The following is an 18408-nucleotide window of genomic DNA, read 5'->3' as shown; positions in this document are numbered from 1 at the left end:
GTGGTGGCGGTGGTGTTCGTGGAGCTGATGCACCGGCTGAAGAAGCTGCTGGAGCAGCGCGTGCCGTGGCTGCCGGTGCGGATGGCGCTGGGCGGTGCGACGGTGGTGGTGCTGTGGAAGCTGGCTGGGACGGATGACTACCTGGGGCTGGGCGTGCCCGGCATCCTGCGCGCGTTCCAGGACCCGGCGCTGCCCGTGCCCGCGTTCGCGTGGAAGCTGGCCTTTACCGTGGTGACGCTGGCCGCGGGCTTCCTGGGCGGCGAGGTGACGCCGCTGTTCTTCATTGGCGCGGCGCTGGGCAACGTGCTGGCGCGGCTGCTGGGCCTGCCGCTGGATTTGGGCGCGGCGGTGGGCATGGCGGCCCTGTTCGCGGCGGCGGCGAACACGCCGCTGGCGCTGTCCATCATGGCCGTGGAGCTGCTGGGGGCGAATGTGCTGCCCCACGTGGCGATTGTGGCCACGGTGGCGTATCTGCTCACGGGGCACCGGGGCATCTATCCGTCACAGCGGATTGCGCGGATGAAGCACGGGGGGCCGCTGCTGGAGAAAATCGTGGCCCTGCGGGAGCTACCCCGCGAGGACCGCGCCCCGCCCCCTGGACCCGAGGGACGGGGCGGAGGCTGAGGGTTACGGCTCCGGGAAGTGGTAGACGTGCCCGTCGTCGCCGACAATCCAGAAGTTGCTTGAGGAGGTCATCGCGATGTCGCGGAGGGGCACGTTCGGCGCGCTTGGGGTGAAGGCGGGAGCCTTGGCCCAGCCGTGCGGAGTCAGCCGCTGCAGCCGTCCTGAATTGCCATCGTTGCCAATGATGTAGGCATTCAGGGTTTGGGTCGGTGCAGCCACACTGACGTAGTTGACCGTGGGCCCGGATGGAGGGAGCACCCGCTCCCAATCCCTCGATTGCCCACTGCCTTTCACCACCAACCCACCGTCACCCACCGCGTAGATGAGCGTCGCGTCCGCAGCCCACACAGCCCGCAAGCCCCCGTTGTAGCCCGCGGTTCCCTGAAGGTTGTGCGCTGCCGCAGTGCCCCAGTTCGTGTCACGAATATAGAGATTTACCATCGGCGTCAGCGGCGACGACTCCCCTGTCGAGCCCACCGCATACAGCGCATTAGGGCCGAGCGCATGGAGACCCCAGTACTGACCAGGTGAGTCGTGACGCTGGGCCGCGCCTGTCCACTCATACAAGTGGCCCACGGTCGAGACTGCGAATATCTGAGCTGTCTCCCCTACTCCAACGACGCTTGTGAAGTAATCGCTGTTACCAGGTAGGTTTATCTGGCTCGTGAAGCATGAGCCCCCGTTGTGCTCGCCAATCCAGCCGTCTTCACCGGCCACGAGTAGATAGCTATTACTGGGGTTGACCCACGCCGCGTGCCAATCCAACGTGTTCCCCGCGGGCCCACACGGCGCCGACGCATCCCCGTCGTGACTCAAGAACGCTGAAGCCGCATCCCGCTTCACCGCAAGCTTGCCGTCCAATCCCGCCACCCACACCGGGTAACCACTCGGGTGCACGGCCACCGACCTCCAGTAGCGCCCTGTCAGCGCGGGGTCTTCGACCTTTCTCAGCGAGCCGCAGGACATCTGCTCATCCACTTCTCCATCGCAGTCGTTGTCCAGGCCGTCGCAGACCTCCGTCCCTTGGGTGCTCGTGGCGCCGTCAGCGTCATCACAGTCCAGCGTGTTGTCCGCCATCATCGGCGGCAGCGGCGCGCCAGGGCACAGCTCTCCCACCGGCGCACTGTCCTTCTCGCCCTCTCCGTCGCTGTCCGCATCCGCATAGAGCAGCGCAGGCGTAGTGCCCACGCACTCTGTCCCCGTCCCCGCGGAGTTGCAGGCATATGTCCCGCCGCAGGCCTCCGTGCACGTCGTCCCCAGTGCACCCGGCCCCTCCGTGAACAGCTCGTCGGCGCGCCCGTCACAGTTTTCATCCACGCCGTTGCACGCCTCCACCACGTTGGGATGGATGTCGGCCCGCTCGTCGTCACAGTCGCCCGTCGCTTCAACATGGAGTTCACTCGGCGGGTCACAGGCCTGCGTGCCGGGCACATTGCGTCCGAAGCCATCGCGGTCCTGGTCCAGGTACCAAAGCCTGTCGACGACACCCGTTTCCTGCCGGTCATCGCAGTTGTCATCCAGGCCGTTACAGAGCTCCGGCGCCCCAGGGAACGCCGTCTCCCGCAGGTCATCGCAGTCCGTCCCCCGGTTCATTGGCCCACCCGGTGAGACGAAGCCGTCACCGTCCTCGTCAGCGGTGTGCAGGTCCTCGAGCAGCCACTCCTGTCGGCCCGCGGAGGCGAAGCTGAAGGTCTGCTTCCGCTCATCCACCCACTGCTCCGCCGCGCAGCCCTTCTCGAAGACCCTGACGGTGACTTCGACGTCCCGTCCCCAGTCCGCCTTCCGGAAGACGGCGACGTTCAACACCGGGTCGTTGGGGTCGAACTGGCCGGGCGCCTTGAACTCCGCGAGCACCGGCTCACCGGTGCCGCCATGGGCCTCCACGGTGATGCAGCCCTGACTGAATTTCGGATGGTGGCCAATCTTGACGTGAACCGCGGCCTCCTTCGTGTCCGGCTCTTTCGAGTCCTTCTTGCAGGCCAGCAGCAACAACAGCGGCAGGAGGATGGCGGATTGACGCATGGGGTGCACTCTACCCCAGCCCCAGGCGTGACTTGCTCAAAAGCCGACTCACCCTGAAGTCCGCCCAAGTGAAAGGCCATGGACATATCACAGTCAGAATGGACGGAGGCACATCCACGTGTGCCTTTGCCGTCACGGCTGTGAGGTCAACCGCGCAGCAGGCACCGCCACCGCCCCACGCTGCCGCAGCTCGGGCGACGCCACCGCGAACCCCTCCGGCAGCATCCGGAGGATGCGCTCCCGCCGCTGCCTGGAGCCTTCCAACCGCTGCTCCAAGAGCGCCTTCTGCGCGCGCGTCTCCTTGTCCAGCGGCTCCGGGCGCGCCGCCAGCAACGCCAGCCGCTCCGTCACCGCCTCCACCTCCCGGTCGATGAGCACCGGCTGGATGTTCCGCGACTCCTTGCGCGCCCGCCCCACCGCGTTGTTCTCAATCCACACCGGCAGCACCGCCACTTCCTCCAGCGCCACCGACACACCGGGCATGGGCCGCACCAGCGACAGCCGCAGCAACATCGAATCCCGCCGGTCGCCCCCCGAGCGCTTCGCCCCCGCCGTGTGCTGGTAGAAGCGGTCCTGGTTCGCCACCAGGTTGCCCAGCGAGTACGCGATGAGCCCCTTGCGCCCATCCACCGTCTGGTACGACTCCAGCGGCTGGAGCACGTGCGGATGGTGCCCGATGACCGCCCTCGCCCCCGCGTCCAGCAGCGCGCGTCCCAGCGCGCGGTCCTCGGGCCGTGGCGCCTCCTTGTACTCCGTCCCCCAGTGCACCAGCACGATGAGCGCGTCACACCGCGCCGCCGCGGCGCGCACGGCCTCCACGGCCTGTTCGGGCTGAACACCCCGGTGCGCTTCGTGCCCGGAGTAGGGCACCAGCGCCACGTGCGGCGCCTGCGCATCCTTCGGGTTGCTGAAGCCATTGAGCAGGCGCGTGAAGGACAGGAACCCCACCTTCACGCCGCGCACGTCCACGAAGACGGGCTCCCAGGCGGCGTCCTTCGTCGCGCCCGTGCCCGCATGACGGATGCCCGCCGCCTCCAGGTGCCGCAGCGTCTCCAGGATGCCCGCGGGGTGCTGGTCCCTCGCGTGGTTGTTCGCGGTGGACACCACCTTCACCCCGGCCGAGGCCAGCGCATGCACCATGGCCGACGGCGCGTTGAACAAGAGCTCCCGCGCGACCGCCTTCTTGTTGTCGGTGACGGGCGTCTCCAGGTTCACCACGCCCACGTCCGCGGTGCGCAGCACATCCGCGATGGGCCCGAAGACGTGGTCCCAGCCCTCATGGTTGAGCGACGGCGCCCGGCCTCCTTCCGGTGGCGGCGCCCCGGTGCGCGCGTGCAGCCTCGCGACCTCCTTCACCTCGCCATGGGGAATCACATCCCCACCAAACACCAGCTCCACGCGCGTGGGGGCGGAGGCACAAAGCAGGGGCAACAGCAGCAGGATGGGCGCGGACACGCCTCCACCCTAATCCAGACACCCGGCCTCCCCGGAAGGGGCCCCCCCGGGTGCCGGCGGACCACGGCTACGGCTTGCCCTTGTCGCTGCTCGCGTCACCCTCGCGCGGGTAGCCGCGCTCCTCGCGGGAGTTGCCCGCGTCGCCCCAGCGGTGGGCCTCGTTCGTCACCGCGCGGTCCTCCGCGTCCCGCTGCTCCGTCTCCGGGTCGCTCATCGACTCGCGGAGGCGCGAGTCCGGCTGCGGGGACTCGGACGCGTCACGTGACTTCGGTGTGCGCTGCTCGGCCATCGTCGTTCTCCTCTCCTGGCATGCATCCCCCTGAACGATGTGCACGCCCTCGCGGCGGGGCCAGGGGGCCCGCACGCCGGGTCGCGGGGACGGACGGTCCGGGTCATTCCGTGAACAGTGCGAGCGATACCTGCCTGCTTCCACGTTCCCCTCGGACGCATCCCGGGCTACGGGGCCTGATGGGAGTCTCCGCATGAACCGCGTGATGTCTGGCTTCTTCTGGATCAGCCTCTACCTGCTCGTCGTGCTGGTGCCCGTCTTCCTGATGCTCATCCCCCCGGCTCCGTCCGGGCGGTCCTTCTGGCTCGAGCTGTCCGTGGCGCTGGGCTTCGTGGGACTGACGCAGATTGCCGTGCAGTTCGTGCTCATCGCGCGCTTCAAGCGCATCACCGCGCCCTACGGCATCGACATCATCCTCCAGTACCACCGGCAGATCGCCATGGTCGCCGTGTCCCTGGTGCTGGCGCATCCGCTCATCATCGTCATCGACAACCCGTCCCGGCTGAAGCTGCTCAACCCCCTGAGCGGGAACTGGGCCAGCCGCGCCGCGATGATGAGCGTGCTGACGCTCGTCATCCTGGTGGTGTCCTCGCAGTTCCGCGAGCGGCTCAAAATCAACTACGAGCGCTGGCGCCTCCTGCACCTGCTGCTGGGCGTGGCGGCCATCGTCTTCGCCCAGCTCCATGTCTCCATGGCGGGCCTGTACACCAACACGCCGTGGAAGCACGCCATCTGGGTGGTGACCAGCGCCGCCATGGTCATGCTCGTCATCTACCTGCGCGTCCTGCGCCCCGCGTGGCAGCGCAACTACCGCTGGCGCGTCGCCGAGGTCCGCCCCGAGCGCGGCAGCACGCACTCCCTGGTGCTGGAGCCCGTGGGGGACCACGGCATGCGCTTCGACCCCGGCCAGTTCGCCTGGATCAAGCTGGAGGGCTCGCCCTTCACGCTGGAAGAGCACCCCTTCAGCTTCTCCTCCAGCGCCGAGCGCTCGGACCGGCTGGAGTTCGGCATCAAGTCGCTGGGTGACTTCACCCGCCGCATCGGCGACGTCCCACCGGGCACGCGCGCGTACCTCGACGGCCCGCATGGCGCCTTCAGCATCGACCGCTATCCCGCCGTCGGCTACGTGTTCATCGCGGGCGGCGTGGGCATCACCCCCATCCTCTCCTTCCTGCGCACCATGGCGGACCGGAAGGACCACCGGCCCATCACGCTCTTCTATGCCGACAACGACTGGGACAGCGTGGCCTTCCGCGAGGCCCTGGCCGAGCTCGAGGAGAAGCTGGACCTGCATTGCGTCTACGTGCTCAAGGAGCCCGCCGAGGACTGGAAGGGCGAGCGCGGCTTCCTCACCGGCGAGGTGCTGGACCGGCACCTGCCGAAGGAGAAGCTCGCGCGCTTCTTCTTCATCTGCGGCCCGCCGCCCATGATGACGGCGGCGCACGAAGCCCTCCAGGAGCGCGGCGTCCCCGAGGCGCGCGTCCACCTCGAGAAGTTCAACCTCGCCTAGGCCGGAGCCTCTGCCACCATGCGACACCTCGTGGCGAACATCGCCACCTACACCATCGCCGCGCTGCTCATCCTGGGCTCCGCGCTGTTCGCCTGGATGCGCTCCGCGCAGCTCGTCCTCTCCAACGAGTACGCGACGCTCGCCCGCTACGAGCCCACCCCGGAGCACGCGTTCGAGTGGCGCGAGGTGGGCGAGCACGCCTACGCGAGCAACTGCCGGAACTGTCATGGCAGTGAAGGCCAGGGTTGGGACCAGTACCCCGGCCTCCAGGACACCGCGCGCCTCTTCGCCGCGCCGGGCGGACGCGAGTACCTGGTGGAGCTGAACCTCCATGGCCTGACGAGCCCCCGCTGGGGCGCGCCCATGCCCTCCATGGGCCACCTGCCGGATGTGGAGCTGGCGGCGGTGCTGAACCATGTGCTCACCCACTTCGGCAACACGCCGCCCACTGGAGCGCGGCTGTACGTTCCAGCGGACATCGCCGCGCTGCGTGGGCCGAAGCGCTCACCGTGGGAGGTGAATGCGCTCAGGCCCGGTGGGGCCGAAGAGGCCTCCGGCCGGACCGTCAACTAGCGGCGGAAGGGCGCGAGCGCGACAGCCCGCGCCAGCGCCCCACGGCGCCTGCGAGCCACCGCGCCCATCAGCAACGCCACCCCCGCGGCCCCCAGCGCACCGGACGCCGCGGCGCAGCCATCGCCGCCGGAATCGCGGACGCCCGAGCACGTCACCTCCGCGCTAACGGCGAGCTGCTGGTCCGCGCCGTCCACGCGCACCGTGTAGGACTGCTCGACGAAGCGCACTTCCTCGCGGTCCTTACGGGCGAAGATGAAGCCCACCTCTTCACCTGACGGGAGCTCCTGGGTGCATCTGCCGTCCGGACAGTTCCACAGCGGCCAGTCAACGAGCGTCACCGTCTGCTCGCAGGCGTTGCGCACGGTGCTCTGCCCACAGCTCACGGCCGTGCGCACGGTGAGGCACGGCACCTCGGAGACGACGCTCTGGTTCGACGTGGAGCAATCGCACGGCGGCGACTCCGCCCGAGCGCTCCCCGACAGCCCCAGCACCAGCACACTGGCGCAGCCCAGCCAGGCCGTCATGCGCCGGGCCCGAACAAGCCTTCCTTGCATCGACAACTCCCCTACCCGATTGCGCCGGCCCCGTCCGCGGCGCGCATCCTGATTCCGGACACGGCCGCGCGCCAAGTCACCGTTGCCGGGTGAGGGGTACCTCCTCCACCGCGCGCTACTTGGTTCCGAAGAGCCGGTCTCCCGCGTCGCCCAGGCCCGGGAGGATGTAGCCGTGCTCGTCCAGCCGCTCGTCGATGGCCGCGGTGTAGACGTGGACGTCCGGGTGGTGCTCGCGCAGGTTCGTCAGGCCCTCCGGGCACGCCAGCAGACACACGAAGCGCAGCGAGCCGGGCTTGCTCTTCTTCAGCCGCTGGAGCGCGGCCACCGCCGAGTTGCCCGTGGCCAGCATCGGGTCACACACCACCACGTCGCGGTCCGCGAGCTGGCCGGGCACGCGGTAGTAGTACTCCACCGGCGACAGCGTCTCCGGGTCCCGGTACAGGCCGATGTGTCCCACGCGCGCGGAGGGCACCAGCTGCAGCATCCCGTCGAGGATGCCCTGCCCCGCGCGCATGATGGCCACCAGCACCAGCTTCTTGCCGTCCAGCACCGGCGCCACCGTGCGCGCCATGGGCGTCTGGATGTCCTCCTCGCGCACCTTGAGGTCTCTCAGCGCCTCATAGGCGAGCAGCAGCGAGGTCTCCTGGAGCAGCGCCCGAAAGGAGGCGGTGCTCGTCTCCACCCGGCGCATCTGCGTGAGCTTGTGCTTCACCAGCGGGTGGTCCACCACCGTGCAGTTTGGAAACTCCATTGCGTCCTCCCGTCAGAACACCGTGCCGTCACTGTCCACGCGGATGGGCGGCCCGCCCCCGGGGCGCCGCTCCGCCGCCACGCGCCGGCCCGCGGTCCACGTGCCGCCCTGGAGCACCTTGCCCAGCGGCAGCTCCTCCGCGCTCAACCCCAGCCGGCCGCGCACCAGCGCCGCCACCCGGTCCAGCAGCGCCACCGTCAGCGCGCGCCACTCCACGATGGGCTCGTCACCCGGGTGGAAGGACTGCGTGAAGAGCCGCGGCTCCCGGGGTGACAGCACGCCCAGGTCCACCAGCAGGCCGCCGTTGCGGTACTCGGGCAGGCCGGTGAGCCCATCCAGCTCCGTCACCACCACGCCCGCCTCAGACAGCGGCTCCACCAGGGAATACGTCAGCCACTGCGACAGCTTGTGGAAGGGCACCAGCGCCTCCAGGCTCTCCACCGGCCCCAGCGCGGGATGCGGCCACACGTCGCCCAGGTTCACCGCGTCCACCATCACCCGGCCCGGCCAGATGGGGCCCAGCACCTCCAGCACCAGCCCCAGCAGCTCCGCGGCACGCACGCTGCGGTGCTGCGCGGTGATGATGTCCAGCAACGCGCCCGGCCGGGGCAGCACCTTCGCCAGCCCGTGCAGCAGGTGCAGCCGACCGTCCAGCCCATCCACCGGGTTGGCGTCCGTCACCTGCATGCCCCGCGCGAGCGCCTCACGCGTGAGCCGGCCCAGCGCCTCCGCGTCCACGCGCAGCGGCCGGTCCGGGTCCGACGAGAAGCGCCCCTCCATGAACATGCGGAAGCTGGCCACGGCCAGGCCCTCGGAGCGCGCCCACGTCTTCCCGCCGGCCTCCTGGTAGCGCCACTGCGGACCGCTGCCCGCGTCCAGCAGCACGCTCACCACCACCAGGTCCAGCTTCGCGCGCGCCCGCTCTTGAAGCGTGGCGTCCTTCAGCCGCGCCTCCAGCTCCGCCAGCCGCGCCACGCCGCCCACGTCGAAGTGGCGCCAGCGGCTGTGCAGCGGCACGTCCAGCGTGGGGTAGTGCTCGCGCGTCACGTGCAGCACCGTGTCCACGACGATGGGCAGCCGCGACGGCTCGACCCGGAAGTGCTCCAGCTTGCCCGCCAGCCCCAGGTCCAGCAGCTGGTGGCACCGCTCGCGGATGGCGGACGGCGTGCGCAGCCACGCCACGGCGGGAGAGAGGTCCGACCTCGCCAAGGCGGAATCAGACATCGAGGTCCCGCCCCTTCACCCGCGCCAGCTCCGCCGCGTCCGCCACCGGCCCTTGCGTGAAGTAGCCCGCGGCCTTCTTCGCCTCCATCTCCACCTTGGCGTCGGCGGGGATGAGCGCGTCGGGGATGGGGACGCGCTCCAGGATTTCGATGCCCGAGCGCGTAATCGCGTCGTGCTTCATGTCGCTCATGGACACGAAGCGGTGGATGCGGGTGATGCCCAGCCAGTGCAGCACGTCCGGCATCAGCTCCTGGAAGCGCATGTCCTGCACGCCGGCCACGCACTCGGTGCGCTGGAAGTAGGTGGCCGCGGAGTCGCCGCCCTCCTGTCGCTTGCGCGCGTTGTACACGAGGAACTTCGTCACCTCGCCCAGCGCCCGGCCCTCCTTGCGCAGGTAGACGATGAGCCCCGCGCCGCCCGCCTGCGCGGTGCGCACGCACTCCTCGATGCCGTGCGCCAGGTAGGGCCGGCAGGTGCAGATGTCGCTGCCGAACACGTCGGAGCCATTGCACTCGTCATGCACGCGCGCCGTCAGCGGCACGTCCCGGTCCGCCAGCGTCTCGATGCCGCCGAAGACGTACAGCGTCAGCCCGCCGATGGGCGGCAGGAAGACGTGCAGGTCCGGGCGCGTAATCAGCTCCGGGAACATGCCGCCCGTCTGCTCGAAGAGGCCGCGGCGCAGCGCGCTCTCCGTCATGCCGAAGCGCTTCGCGATGCCCGGCAGGTACCACACCGGGTCCACCGCGGCCTTGGTCACCTTGATGTCGCCGTTGTCGCGCAGCAGGTCTCCGTCCGGCTTCAGGCGCCCGGCCTCGATGGCGTCGCGCACCTCGGGGAAGTTGATGTGCGCCTTGGTGACGGCGATGGTCGGCCGGAAGTCGATGCCCTGCTCCGCGAAGGGCCGGAACGCTTGCGGCGCGATGGCCCCCCACGGGTCCAGCGAGACGATGCGATGCGGGTCACTCCACGACGGATGCGGGCCCACCTGCGCGGCGGGCGCGGTGTTCTTCAGGTCCGCGCGGTGGTCCTGCGGCAGCATGCCCGCGGCCACGGCGAGCGCGCGGTACACGGCATACGCGCCGGCGTGCGTGCCAATGACGTTGCGGTGCCCGGCTTCCGTCAGCGTGGCGACGACGGGGCCGCGGCGCGTCGGCTCGCCGTCTCCCCAGCGGATGGGGACGCTGGGAACGTCGCCATCCGGGTGGGAGGTGAGGCGGATGTGGTTGGGATTCTTTTTCTCGGCCATGGGAGCGCCCTCCTTGCGGGCGCGGGAGCAAAGTCGGGGTGCGGGGGCGATGCTTCGCGGCGTGGGGCGCGCTTCAGCTCATCCACGAGCCGTCGGTCCGGGCCGACCACTTGCGGGTGACCTTCTTCACCTGCGTCCAGAAGTCGAGGCTGGACGGCCCGGTGATGTCCCCGTACCCGAAGCGCGAATCACCCGTGCCACCGAAGGAGAACGGCTCACGCGGAACGGGGACGCCCACGTTGACGCCCACCATGCCGGCGCGCACGCCCTCCACCACCATCTGCGCCACCCCACCGTTGGTGGTGAAGATGGACGCCGCGTTGCCGTAGGGCGACGCGTTCTCCACCGCCAGCGCCGCGGACAGCGTGGGCACCCGGACAATGGAGAGCACCGGGCCGAACAGCTCGCGCCGCGCCGCTTCCATCTCCGGGCGCACGCCGTCCAGCAGCGTGGGGCCCAGCCAGTTGCCACCGGCCCACGGCTCGCCCCGCGGCTTGCGGCCACGGCCGTCCAGCAGCACTCGCGCGCCCTCGGCCTCCGCGCGGGCCAGGGCCGTCTCCAGGCGGTCCAATGAACCGCGGTCGATGAGCGCGCCCATGCCGGGCCCCAACTCCAGCTTCGCCGCGCGGCGGAGGACTTCCTGGAGGATGGACTCCACGTCGCCCACCGCGAGCAGCACGCTGGCCGCCATGCAGCGCTGGCCCGCGCAGCCGGTGAACGAGTCCACCACCGCCTGCGGCGTCAGCTCCGGGTCCGCGTCCGGCACGACGATGAGGTGATTCTTGGCGCTGCCCAGCGCCAGCACGCGCTTGCCGCGCTTGCAGCCCTCCGCGTACAGGTGGCGCGCCACCGCGGACGAGCCGACGAAGCCCACCGCCTGCACGTCCGGATGCGCCACCAGCGCGTCCACCGCCTCCTTGCCGCCGTGCACGACGGAGAAGACACCCGCGGGGTAGCCCGCCTCGCACATGAGCTCGCCCAGCGCGCACGCCGTCAGCGGCACCTTCTCCGACGGCTTGAGGATGAAGGCGTTGCCCAGCGTGACGGCGATGGGGAACATCCACATCGGCACCATGGCGGGGAAGTTGAAGGGTGTGATGCCGGCGACCACGCCCAGCGGCTCGCGGCGGTACTCACAGGAGACGCCCCGGCTGACCTCCAGGTGCGCGCCCGTGTCGAGGTTCTGGAGGGACAGCGCGAAGTCGCAGACCTCCATGCCCTTGAGCAGGCCCGCGCGGGCCTCCGCCACCGTCTTCCCCGCCTCGCTGGCGGCGAGCTGGGCCAGGGCGTCCAAGTCCCGCTCGAGGAGCTGGCGGAAGCGATACAGGAACTGCGTGCGCTCCCGCAGCGGGGTGTCCTTCCAGGACGTCGCCGCCGCCTTCGCGGCCTCCACCGCATGGGAGACTCCCGCGCCGGACGTGAGGGGAACCCTGCCAATGACGGTGCCCGTGTAGGGGCTCCGGACATCGAGCTGCGCCGCACCGGGCGGCACCTGCCAGCTTCCTCCAACGAGGTTACGGCACGAGACGACGCTCCGCGGAAGCTGGATGAAGGACACGCACACCCCCCAGGTGTCTGGCGTGAAGAAATGGCCTGCCATCGTAACCGGGGGAATGGGCTGTCATGCAACCCGGGGGTCCCCGAGGGTGACTTCAGACACGCCCAATGGAAGACATCCAGGCGCTCACTCTGTCGGGTAGCGGACCCATCCCTCGGACGAACGACCGGGATTGCGTTCAGCGGGAGTCAGACGCCGCCAGCTGGTCGCGCAGCCGGGTGATGGTGGCCGTGTCGTCCGCGTCCAGCGTGAGGCCCGCGGCCTGGACTTTTTCGTACAACGCGAGCGCGTAGTGGAAACGGGAGGTGGCCGTGGCGGCGTCCCCTTGCTCGGCGATCAGTGATCCGTCCTCGGCGACCAGGCGCGCGAGCACCTTCACGCGCGGAGGGGCGCCCAGCAGTCGCGCGGTGGACGCCGGGTCCGCCATCAGCAGCGCGGCGTACTCCATGCCCAACGTGGACAGCGCCGTCTCCTGGATGAGGCGCTGGGCGTCCGCGAGCTTCTTCTCCCGGCCCGCCTTGATGATGCGGGCCAGCGCGGCGGCGAACTCCTCGATGAGCCGCTCGATGTAATCCTTGCGAAGGGACATGGCGGCGTGAAGGTAACCGCGGAGCGGGGGGCGTGCACGCCGAGTCCTTCCGTCGGCTAGGATTCCATGACTGTGCGACGTCCTCATGCGCTCTGGCTCTTGCTTGCCGTGTCCCTGCTGGGCTGTTCGACCGTTGCGCATGATGAACGTCGGAGAGGACCGAACGAAGACCAGGAGGTGTGTCGCCCCTCCGACGAGGCTCCATGTGTCGCGGTCCAGTGCACCCTCGACGTGTGCGGGCTCTACTTCTGCGAAGACATTGCCCCTGAAGTCCAGTCGGTGCGCTTCCCTCCCGCACGCCCTCCAGCCGCCGCCGCGCCAGGCAGCGGGCCCCGCCGGAACTGGGGACGCGACACGAAGCGCTCGAACGGCGCGGTACCCGTCATGGTTTTTCCGAACTGGAACGGGGTTCGTGAGCGCGCAGTCCCGCCCTCACACCAGCTTCCAGCCGGTCGCTTCGAGAAGCACCACATCTTCCCGCAGGCCGAACTGCTCGCGAGGTGGTTCGAGCGGCAGGGCGTCAAGATTCACAACTACACCCTCCCGATTCCCCGCGACCTCCACCGGAGGATTCACGGAGGCGATGGGCGGGGTGGCGCCTGGAATCAGGCGTGGCGCGACTTCATGCTGGCCAATCCCAGGGCCACGCCCGAGGAAATCTATCGACACGCGGGGGAACTCATCTATCGCTTCCAACTACTGGGCGGCCCCCTCCATCCGTACTACTCCCGTCCTGGAACATGAGGACTTCGACGCCCCGATGACACGGTTCTTCTGGCTAGGCGAGGACGCGGCGGTCGCATCGAAACAGGGTGGCTACATCGATGCGTGGCACAAGTGGGGCCTCCCAGGAGTGCACTGCCCCACGTGCGGCGCCACGTGGAGTGATGTGGGGCACGACTATCCCTGCGTCGACCTGTCCCACCTTCCCGAACGCGAGATGTTCGAGCGACCTCGTTCGGAGCCGCTCCCGGAGTTCGCACGCCTCCGGGAATTGGTGCGTCCTCTGGCACCTCCGCATGCGGCCCTGCCCCCTGGAACAAGCTTCGGCCCTTTGAGGGGCAAAGCCACGGGACGTTTCGGCCCCGTCGCCTGGGTCGAGCAATTGCTGCTGCTGGTCCATCCCGACGTGCTGTCGCGCCTTCAGGCGGAAGGCGTGGAAGAACTGGTGGGTTGCCGGACCGAGCTGACGTTTCGTCAGAAGACTCCGCCCACGTTCCTGGAGCTCCAGATAGAGCCGCGTGGACGCCTGCATCCCGACTGCATTCCCCCCAAGGTACCGCCTCCGTGCGGGACGTGTGGTCGGCATGGCTTCACGCGGCCGGAAGCGCCCATCCTGGATGCCGCCTCGCTCCCCTCGGGAGTCGACCTGTTCCGTGTCGGCGACTTCGCGACCATGGTCATTGGCACCGAGCGATTCATGGAGGCTGTGCGGCGGCAGAGACTCGACGGCTTCACCTTCCACGAATTGCCCACCCGTTGACCCGGACGAGGCACCGCACGTCTCTTCTATTTTCAGGAGCTTGCGCCCATCCATCCGTCCGAGGCCCGACTGAAAGGCCCCACCCGTCGGCGGCGGCCGACACCGGCCTGGTGCGTAGGCAACCATCCAAGCGGGCTGGAACATGGGCCTGAGAGACAAGCGCGGATAGAGTGACGCCGGGTGCATCGGCCATGAGCATGAGAGACAGCGGCAGAGGACGCGCAGGCACGGGCAATCGCGAGGACGACGCCTTCGGCACCGGCCCTGGGTCGCGGCGCGAGGACGCGCCCCCCGTGCCTCAGGTGGGGCGCTACTTCCTCCTCAAGCGCCTGGGCCAGGGCGGCATGGGCGTGGTGTACGCGGCCTATGACCCGGACCTGGACCGCAAGGTGGCGCTCAAGCTGCTGCATGCGGACAGCAGCACGGACTCGGAGGAGGCCCGGGCGCGGCTGCTGCGCGAGGCGCAGGCAATGGCGCGCGTCTCGCACCCCAACGTCATCCCCATCTTCGACGTGGACGTGTGGGGGGACCGCGTCTTCCTGGCCATGGAGCTGGTGGACGGCGGCACCCTGGCCTCGTGGGTGAAGGAGGGGCAGCGCTCCTGGCGCGAGGTGCTGGAGGCCTTCCTCGCCGCGGGCCGGGGACTCCAGGCCGCGCACGAGGCCGGGCTGGTGCACCGCGACTTCAAGCCCGCCAACGTGCTGGTGAGCCGCGCGGGCCGCGTCTTCGTCACCGACTTCGGCCTGGCGCGGCCGGTGGGCACGCTCCCCGTGGAGGAGCACCTCTCCGAGGACTCGGAGTCCCGCGTGCCCTCCGAGCGGCGCATGCTGGACACGCCCCTCACGGAGGCGGGCCTCATCATCGGCACGCCCAGCTACATGTCCCCGGAGCAGTTCCGCGGGGATGACCTGGACCCGCGCTCGGACCAGTTCAGCTTCTGCGTCGCGCTGTACTGGGCGCTCTTCCGTCAGCGGCCCTTCGAGCCCGCGAAGATGGAGGCGTATGCGTCCTCGCGCAGGCCCCAGGCGCAGCCCGAGGTCGAGGCCACCGAGCCGCTGAACGTGACAGCGCCCCTGGAGCGCGAGGCCCCCAAGCCCCTGCCGCCGCCCGTCCTCATCCAGGAGCCGCCGCGCGACGTGAAGGTCCCCGCCTGGGTGAAGCAGGCGATGATGCGGGGCCTGTCACTGGACCCGGCCACGCGCTTCGCGTCCATGACGGAGCTGCTGGGCGCCCTGTCGCAGGAGCACCGCCTCACGAAGCGCCGGCGCTGGGTGGCGGGCGCCAGCACCGTGGCGGCGGGCGTGGCCCTGGTGGGCGGCGTCCTCTATCAGCAGTCGCAGGTCTGCGCGGCCGCGGGCGCGCGCATGGATGACGTCTGGAGCCCGGCGGCGAAGCAGCAGGTGGAGGCGGCCTTCCTCGCCACCGGCAAGCCCTTCGCGCAGGAGCTGGCGGGCAAGGTCTCCCAGGTGCTGGACGGCTACGCGAGCGCGTGGAAGCAGCAGAGCACCGAGGCCTGCGAGGCCACCCACGTCCACGGCGTGCAGACCGAAGAGCTGCTGACGCGGCGGACGGTGTGCCTGGCGCGGCGGCACAAGGACGTGCGCGCCACCGTGGCGCTCCTGTCCACCGCGGACGCCGCGCTGGTGGAGAAGTCGGTGGACGCGGTGCACGCCCTGCCCTCGCTGCATGAATGCGAGGACGAGGAGTCCCTGGCCGAACAGCAGCGGCTGCCCACGGACGCGGGCAGGCGCGCCGACATCGAGAAGCTGGAGGGACAGGTCGCGAACGTGAAGGCGCTGGTGGACGCGGGCCGCTACCCGGTGGCCCTGGAAGTGGCGCGCGCGCTGGAGGCGCCGGTGCTGGCCACCGGCCACCTGCCGCTCACGGCCGAGCTGCGCTTCCACCTGGGCTGGCTCCAGGAGCAGCACGGCCGGTCCCCCGAGGCCTCGAAGCAGCTCTTCCACGCCGCGCGCGACGCCGAGGCGGGACGGGCGGACCGGCTGAAGGTCGCCATCCTCAACAAGCTGCTCTACGTGGAGGACGGCCAGCAGCACTTCACCCAGGCCTCGGACTGGGGCGAGCTGGCCCACGCCACCCTCCAACGCCTGGGCGGCGAGCCCGTGCTGGAGGCCGACGTGCGGATGAACCAGGCCAACCTCGCGGTGTCGCAGGAGCGCTTCGAGGACGCGCGCTCGCTGCTGGAGCAGGCCAAGGCGCTCCAGGCCCGCGCCCTGCCCCTGGGCCACCCCAAGCGCGCGCGGACCACCTTCCTGCTGGGCGGCGTGATGCTGGACCTGGGGCAGCCCGAGAAGGCGGCGGAGCTGCTGGAGGAAGCGCTGGTGCTGACAGAGGCCGCGGTAGGCCCCTGGCACCCGGACATGGCCCAGCGCCACGGCATGCTGTCCTTGACGCTGCGCGAGCTGAAGCAGGACGCCAAGGCCCTGAAGCACGCCCAGGCGGCGGCCCAGGTCCGCAAGGCCACGCGGGGCGAGACGAGCGTGCTGTACGCGGAGGCCCTGGACGAGGTGGGCATGTGCCTGCACGCGCTGAAGCGCTACGACGAGGCGCTGAAGGCCTACGAAGAGGCGCTCTTCATCAAGCGCGCGGCGCTGCCCGCGGACGACGAGCGGCTCCAGTACTCCTATGACGGCGTGGGCCAGGCGCTGCTGGAGCTGGGCAAGGCGAACGAGTCGGTGGCGCCGCTGCGGCAGGCCGTCTCCTTCGCGTCGGCCCCGCCCGACGTGCTGGCCGAGTCCGGCTTCGCCCTGGCGCGCGCCCTGTGGCAGACGCAGCAGCCCCCCGCGGCCCGGGGGGAGGCGGCCCAGGCCCGGGCGCGCTTCACCGAGGCCGGCCTGGAGGCGCGGGTCGCGGACGTGGACGCCTGGCTGTCGACGCTGCCGCCCGAGCCGACCCCGGCTCGCGCTCGTCCGCCCGCCCGCAGGCCCCGGCGGTGAAGCCGCCACGGACCCAACGGGTGGCGGGCCGCCCCGGCCGTGTTAGCGTCCCGCTCCCGTGGCCCCGTCGAACGAAGAGGAACCCGCGCTGGACCCGACGCTGACGCTGAGCCGCGCGCGGCAAGGCCGGCTCCGTCTGAAGCTCATGGTGCTGTCCGGCCCCGAGTCCGGCCAGAGCCACGCGCTCACCAAGCCCGAGTACGTGCTGGGCAAGGCCCCCACGTGCGACATCGTCCTCACCGACAAGACGATTTCCCGCGAGCACCTCAAGCTGACGGTCCATGACGAGCACGTGGTGGCCACCGACCTGGGCTCGCGCAACGGCTCCTCGTGTGACGGCCGCCGCTTCACCGAGCTGGAGCTGCACCCGGGCACCGTCATCACCCTGGGCACCACCGAGCTGAAGCTGGTGCCGGAGGAGACGGCGAAGCGCACGCTGCTGCTCTCCAACCGCGACCGCTTCGGCGCGCTGGTGGGCAACAGCCGCCGGATGCGCGAGGTGTTCACCCTGCTGGAGCGCATGTCCCCGGGCGGCGCGGACGTGCTCATCCAGGGCGAGACGGGCACCGGCAAGGACCTGTGCGCCGAAGCCATCCACCAGGCCAGCCGCCGCGCCAGCGGGCCCTTCGTCATCGTGGACCTGGCGGGCGTGGCCCCCTCCCTCATCGAGTCCGAGCTGTTCGGCCACGTGAAGGGCGCCTTCACCAACGCCCAGAGCGACCGGGCCGGCGCCTTCGAGCGCGCCCACAACGGCACCGTCTTCCTGGACGAGGTCGGCGAGCTGCCGCTGGAGCTCCAGCCCCGCCTGCTGCGCGTGCTGGAGCGCCGCCAGGTGAAGCGCGTGGGCGCCAACGACTACGTCACCGTCAACATGCGCGTGGTGACGGCCACCCACCGGGATTTGGAGGACGCCGTGCGGCAGGGGAAGTTCCGCCGCGACCTCTTCCACCGGCTCGCCGTGCTCCGCGTGACGATGCCCTCCCTGCGCGAGCGCCCCGAAGACATCCCCCTGCTCATCGACAACATGCTCGAGCAGACGGGCCGCCCGCCCAGCGCCCTGTCGGACCAGACGCGCGCGCTGCTCACCCAGTACCCCTGGCCCGGCAACGTGCGCGAGCTGCGCAACGTGGTGGAGCAGGTGGTGAACCTGGGCGAGGAGGCCCTCCCGGACCTGGAGTCCGCCGACAGCGAGCGGGGCCCCAGCGCGGCCGACCTGGACCTGCCCTTCAAGGAGGCCAAGGAGCGGCTCGTGGAGGGCTTCGAGCGCGACTACCTCCGCAACCTCTTGGAGCGCTGCGAGGGCAACATCTCCCGCGCCTCCCGCGAGGCCGACATCGACCGCGTCTACCTCCGCAAGCTCTTGAAAAAGCACGGTATCGAACCGAGCGGCGGCCTCTGAGCGGCGCGGAAACAACTTTCTCCAGAGTTTGGAGATAACCTCGGATTGGAGCCATGTGGGCTCCGTCCAGCCCCCAGGGAAGACCGCCCATGCGAGTGAACCTCTTCCAGACCATCGCGAGGCTCTCGGAGGCCCGGCCGCAGCAGAGCGTGCAGCCCGCCGCGTCCGAACCCGCCC

At 70.1% G+C, this 18408-nt stretch carries 16 protein-coding genes; 7 read left to right on the top strand and 9 right to left on the bottom strand.

Annotated features, from left to right (window positions below):
• The coding region (locus G4D87_RS15890; protein ID WP_205507602.1) for a chloride channel protein at nucleotides 1-624 on the top strand (624 nt) is incomplete at its 5' end.
• A gap of 3 nt (nucleotides 625-627) precedes the next feature.
• On the opposite strand, the gene G4D87_RS15885 is transcribed toward G4D87_RS15890, so the two are convergent.
• From G4D87_RS15885 to G4D87_RS15875, 3 genes are all read right to left on the bottom strand, one after another.
• Nucleotides 628-2646, bottom strand: a complete 2019-nt coding sequence (locus G4D87_RS15885; protein ID WP_240358314.1) for a putative metal-binding motif-containing protein — start codon at nucleotides 2644-2646, stop codon at nucleotides 628-630.
• A gap of 132 nt (nucleotides 2647-2778) precedes the next feature.
• Entirely contained in the window at nucleotides 2779-4101 is a 1323-nt protein-coding gene (locus G4D87_RS15880) for a CapA family protein (RefSeq protein WP_163782914.1), read from the bottom strand.
• A 67-nt stretch (nucleotides 4102-4168) separates the two neighbouring features.
• A complete protein-coding gene (locus G4D87_RS15875) occupies nucleotides 4169-4390 on the bottom strand; it encodes a hypothetical protein (RefSeq protein ID WP_163782913.1) in 222 nt (73 codons plus the stop codon).
• A gap of 193 nt (nucleotides 4391-4583) precedes the next feature.
• Between G4D87_RS15875 and G4D87_RS15870 the strand changes: the two genes are divergently transcribed.
• Nucleotides 4584-5900: a ferredoxin reductase family protein gene (locus G4D87_RS15870; RefSeq protein ID WP_163782912.1), complete on the top strand. Its 1317-nt coding sequence runs from the start codon at nucleotides 4584-4586 to the stop codon at nucleotides 5898-5900.
• 18 nt (nucleotides 5901-5918) lie between these two features.
• Complete coding sequence (locus G4D87_RS15865; RefSeq protein ID WP_163782911.1) at nucleotides 5919-6473, top strand: c-type cytochrome; 555 nt, start codon at nucleotides 5919-5921, stop codon at nucleotides 6471-6473.
• Here the strand turns inward: G4D87_RS15865 and G4D87_RS15860 are convergent.
• From G4D87_RS15860 to G4D87_RS15835, 6 genes are all read right to left on the bottom strand, one after another.
• Entirely contained in the window at nucleotides 6470-7027 is a 558-nt protein-coding gene (locus tag G4D87_RS15860) for an MXAN_0125 family MYXO-CTERM protein (protein WP_240358313.1), read from the bottom strand. The genes G4D87_RS15865 and G4D87_RS15860 overlap by 4 nt on opposite strands.
• Nucleotides 7028-7142: 115 nt before the next feature.
• Nucleotides 7143-7778 (bottom strand): uracil phosphoribosyltransferase, encoded by a 636-nt coding sequence (gene upp, locus G4D87_RS15855; protein ID WP_163782910.1) that lies wholly within the window; start codon nucleotides 7776-7778, stop codon nucleotides 7143-7145.
• Between the two features lie 12 nt (nucleotides 7779-7790).
• A complete protein-coding gene (locus tag G4D87_RS15850; RefSeq protein ID WP_163782909.1) occupies nucleotides 7791-9002 on the bottom strand; it encodes a DUF1688 family protein in 1212 nt (403 codons plus the stop codon).
• Nucleotides 8995-10248: a GTP cyclohydrolase II gene (locus tag G4D87_RS15845; protein ID WP_163782908.1), complete on the bottom strand. Its 1254-nt coding sequence runs from the start codon at nucleotides 10246-10248 to the stop codon at nucleotides 8995-8997. The genes G4D87_RS15850 and G4D87_RS15845 overlap by 8 nt, the downstream gene beginning before the upstream one ends.
• Nucleotides 10249-10321: 73 nt before the next feature.
• Nucleotides 10322-11848: a CoA-acylating methylmalonate-semialdehyde dehydrogenase gene (locus tag G4D87_RS15840; protein ID WP_163782907.1), complete on the bottom strand. Its 1527-nt coding sequence runs from the start codon at nucleotides 11846-11848 to the stop codon at nucleotides 10322-10324.
• A 136-nt stretch (nucleotides 11849-11984) separates the two neighbouring features.
• Nucleotides 11985-12395, bottom strand: a complete 411-nt coding sequence (locus tag G4D87_RS15835) for a hypothetical protein (protein ID WP_163782906.1) — start codon at nucleotides 12393-12395, stop codon at nucleotides 11985-11987.
• 66 nt (nucleotides 12396-12461) lie between these two features.
• Between G4D87_RS15835 and sitA6 the strand changes: the two genes are divergently transcribed.
• From sitA6 to G4D87_RS15815, 4 genes are all read left to right on the top strand, one after another.
• Nucleotides 12462-13139 carry a SitA6 family polymorphic toxin lipoprotein gene (gene sitA6, locus G4D87_RS15830; RefSeq protein ID WP_163782905.1) on the top strand — a complete coding sequence of 226 codons (678 nt, stop codon included), beginning with the start codon at nucleotides 12462-12464 and terminating at the stop codon, nucleotides 13137-13139.
• 16 nt (nucleotides 13140-13155) lie between these two features.
• Nucleotides 13156-13878, top strand: a complete 723-nt coding sequence (sitI6, locus tag G4D87_RS15825; RefSeq protein WP_163782904.1) for a SitI6 family double-CXXCG motif immunity protein — start codon at nucleotides 13156-13158, stop codon at nucleotides 13876-13878.
• A gap of 191 nt (nucleotides 13879-14069) precedes the next feature.
• Nucleotides 14070-16832, top strand: coding sequence for a serine/threonine-protein kinase (locus tag G4D87_RS15820; protein WP_205507601.1), 2763 nt, complete (start codon nucleotides 14070-14072; stop codon nucleotides 16830-16832).
• Between the two features lie 58 nt (nucleotides 16833-16890).
• On the top strand, nucleotides 16891-18231 hold the full coding sequence (locus G4D87_RS15815) for a sigma-54 interaction domain-containing protein (RefSeq protein WP_163782902.1): 1341 nt from the start codon (nucleotides 16891-16893) through the stop codon (nucleotides 18229-18231).
• Nucleotides 18232-18408: the final 177 nt, after the last annotated feature.

This window comes from Myxococcus vastator, from assembly GCF_010894475.1.
GTDB classification, from domain to species: Bacteria; Myxococcota; Myxococcia; order Myxococcales; family Myxococcaceae; genus Myxococcus; species Myxococcus vastator.
This window is presented reverse-complemented; position numbering and strand designations above follow the sequence as displayed.

Excerpts from the sequence above, each read along its gene's own strand:
- G4D87_RS15850 (WP_163782909.1), bottom strand. The coding sequence starts at position 9,002 with ATGTCTGATTCCGCCTTGGCGAGGTCGGACCTCTCTCCCGCCGTGGCG.
- G4D87_RS15870 (WP_163782912.1), top strand. The coding sequence starts at position 4,584 with ATGAACCGCGTGATGTCTGGCTTCTTCTGGATCAGCCTCTACCTGCTC.
- sitI6 (WP_163782904.1), top strand. The coding sequence starts at position 13,156 with ATGACACGGTTCTTCTGGCTAGGCGAGGACGCGGCGGTCGCATCGAAA.
- G4D87_RS15865 (WP_163782911.1), top strand. The coding sequence starts at position 5,919 with ATGCGACACCTCGTGGCGAACATCGCCACCTACACCATCGCCGCGCTG.
- G4D87_RS15820 (WP_205507601.1), top strand. The coding sequence starts at position 14,070 with ATGAGCATGAGAGACAGCGGCAGAGGACGCGCAGGCACGGGCAATCGC.
- G4D87_RS15845 (WP_163782908.1), bottom strand. The coding sequence starts at position 10,248 with ATGGCCGAGAAAAAGAATCCCAACCACATCCGCCTCACCTCCCACCCG.
- G4D87_RS15885 (WP_240358314.1), bottom strand. The coding sequence starts at position 2,646 with ATGCGTCAATCCGCCATCCTCCTGCCGCTGTTGTTGCTGCTGGCCTGC.
- sitA6 (WP_163782905.1), top strand. The coding sequence starts at position 12,462 with ATGACTGTGCGACGTCCTCATGCGCTCTGGCTCTTGCTTGCCGTGTCC.
- upp (WP_163782910.1), bottom strand. The coding sequence starts at position 7,778 with ATGGAGTTTCCAAACTGCACGGTGGTGGACCACCCGCTGGTGAAGCAC.
- G4D87_RS15835 (WP_163782906.1), bottom strand. The coding sequence starts at position 12,395 with ATGTCCCTTCGCAAGGATTACATCGAGCGGCTCATCGAGGAGTTCGCC.
- G4D87_RS15860 (WP_240358313.1), bottom strand. The coding sequence starts at position 7,027 with ATGCAAGGAAGGCTTGTTCGGGCCCGGCGCATGACGGCCTGGCTGGGC.
- G4D87_RS15840 (WP_163782907.1), bottom strand. The coding sequence starts at position 11,848 with ATGGCAGGCCATTTCTTCACGCCAGACACCTGGGGGGTGTGCGTGTCC.
- G4D87_RS15875 (WP_163782913.1), bottom strand. The coding sequence starts at position 4,390 with ATGGCCGAGCAGCGCACACCGAAGTCACGTGACGCGTCCGAGTCCCCG.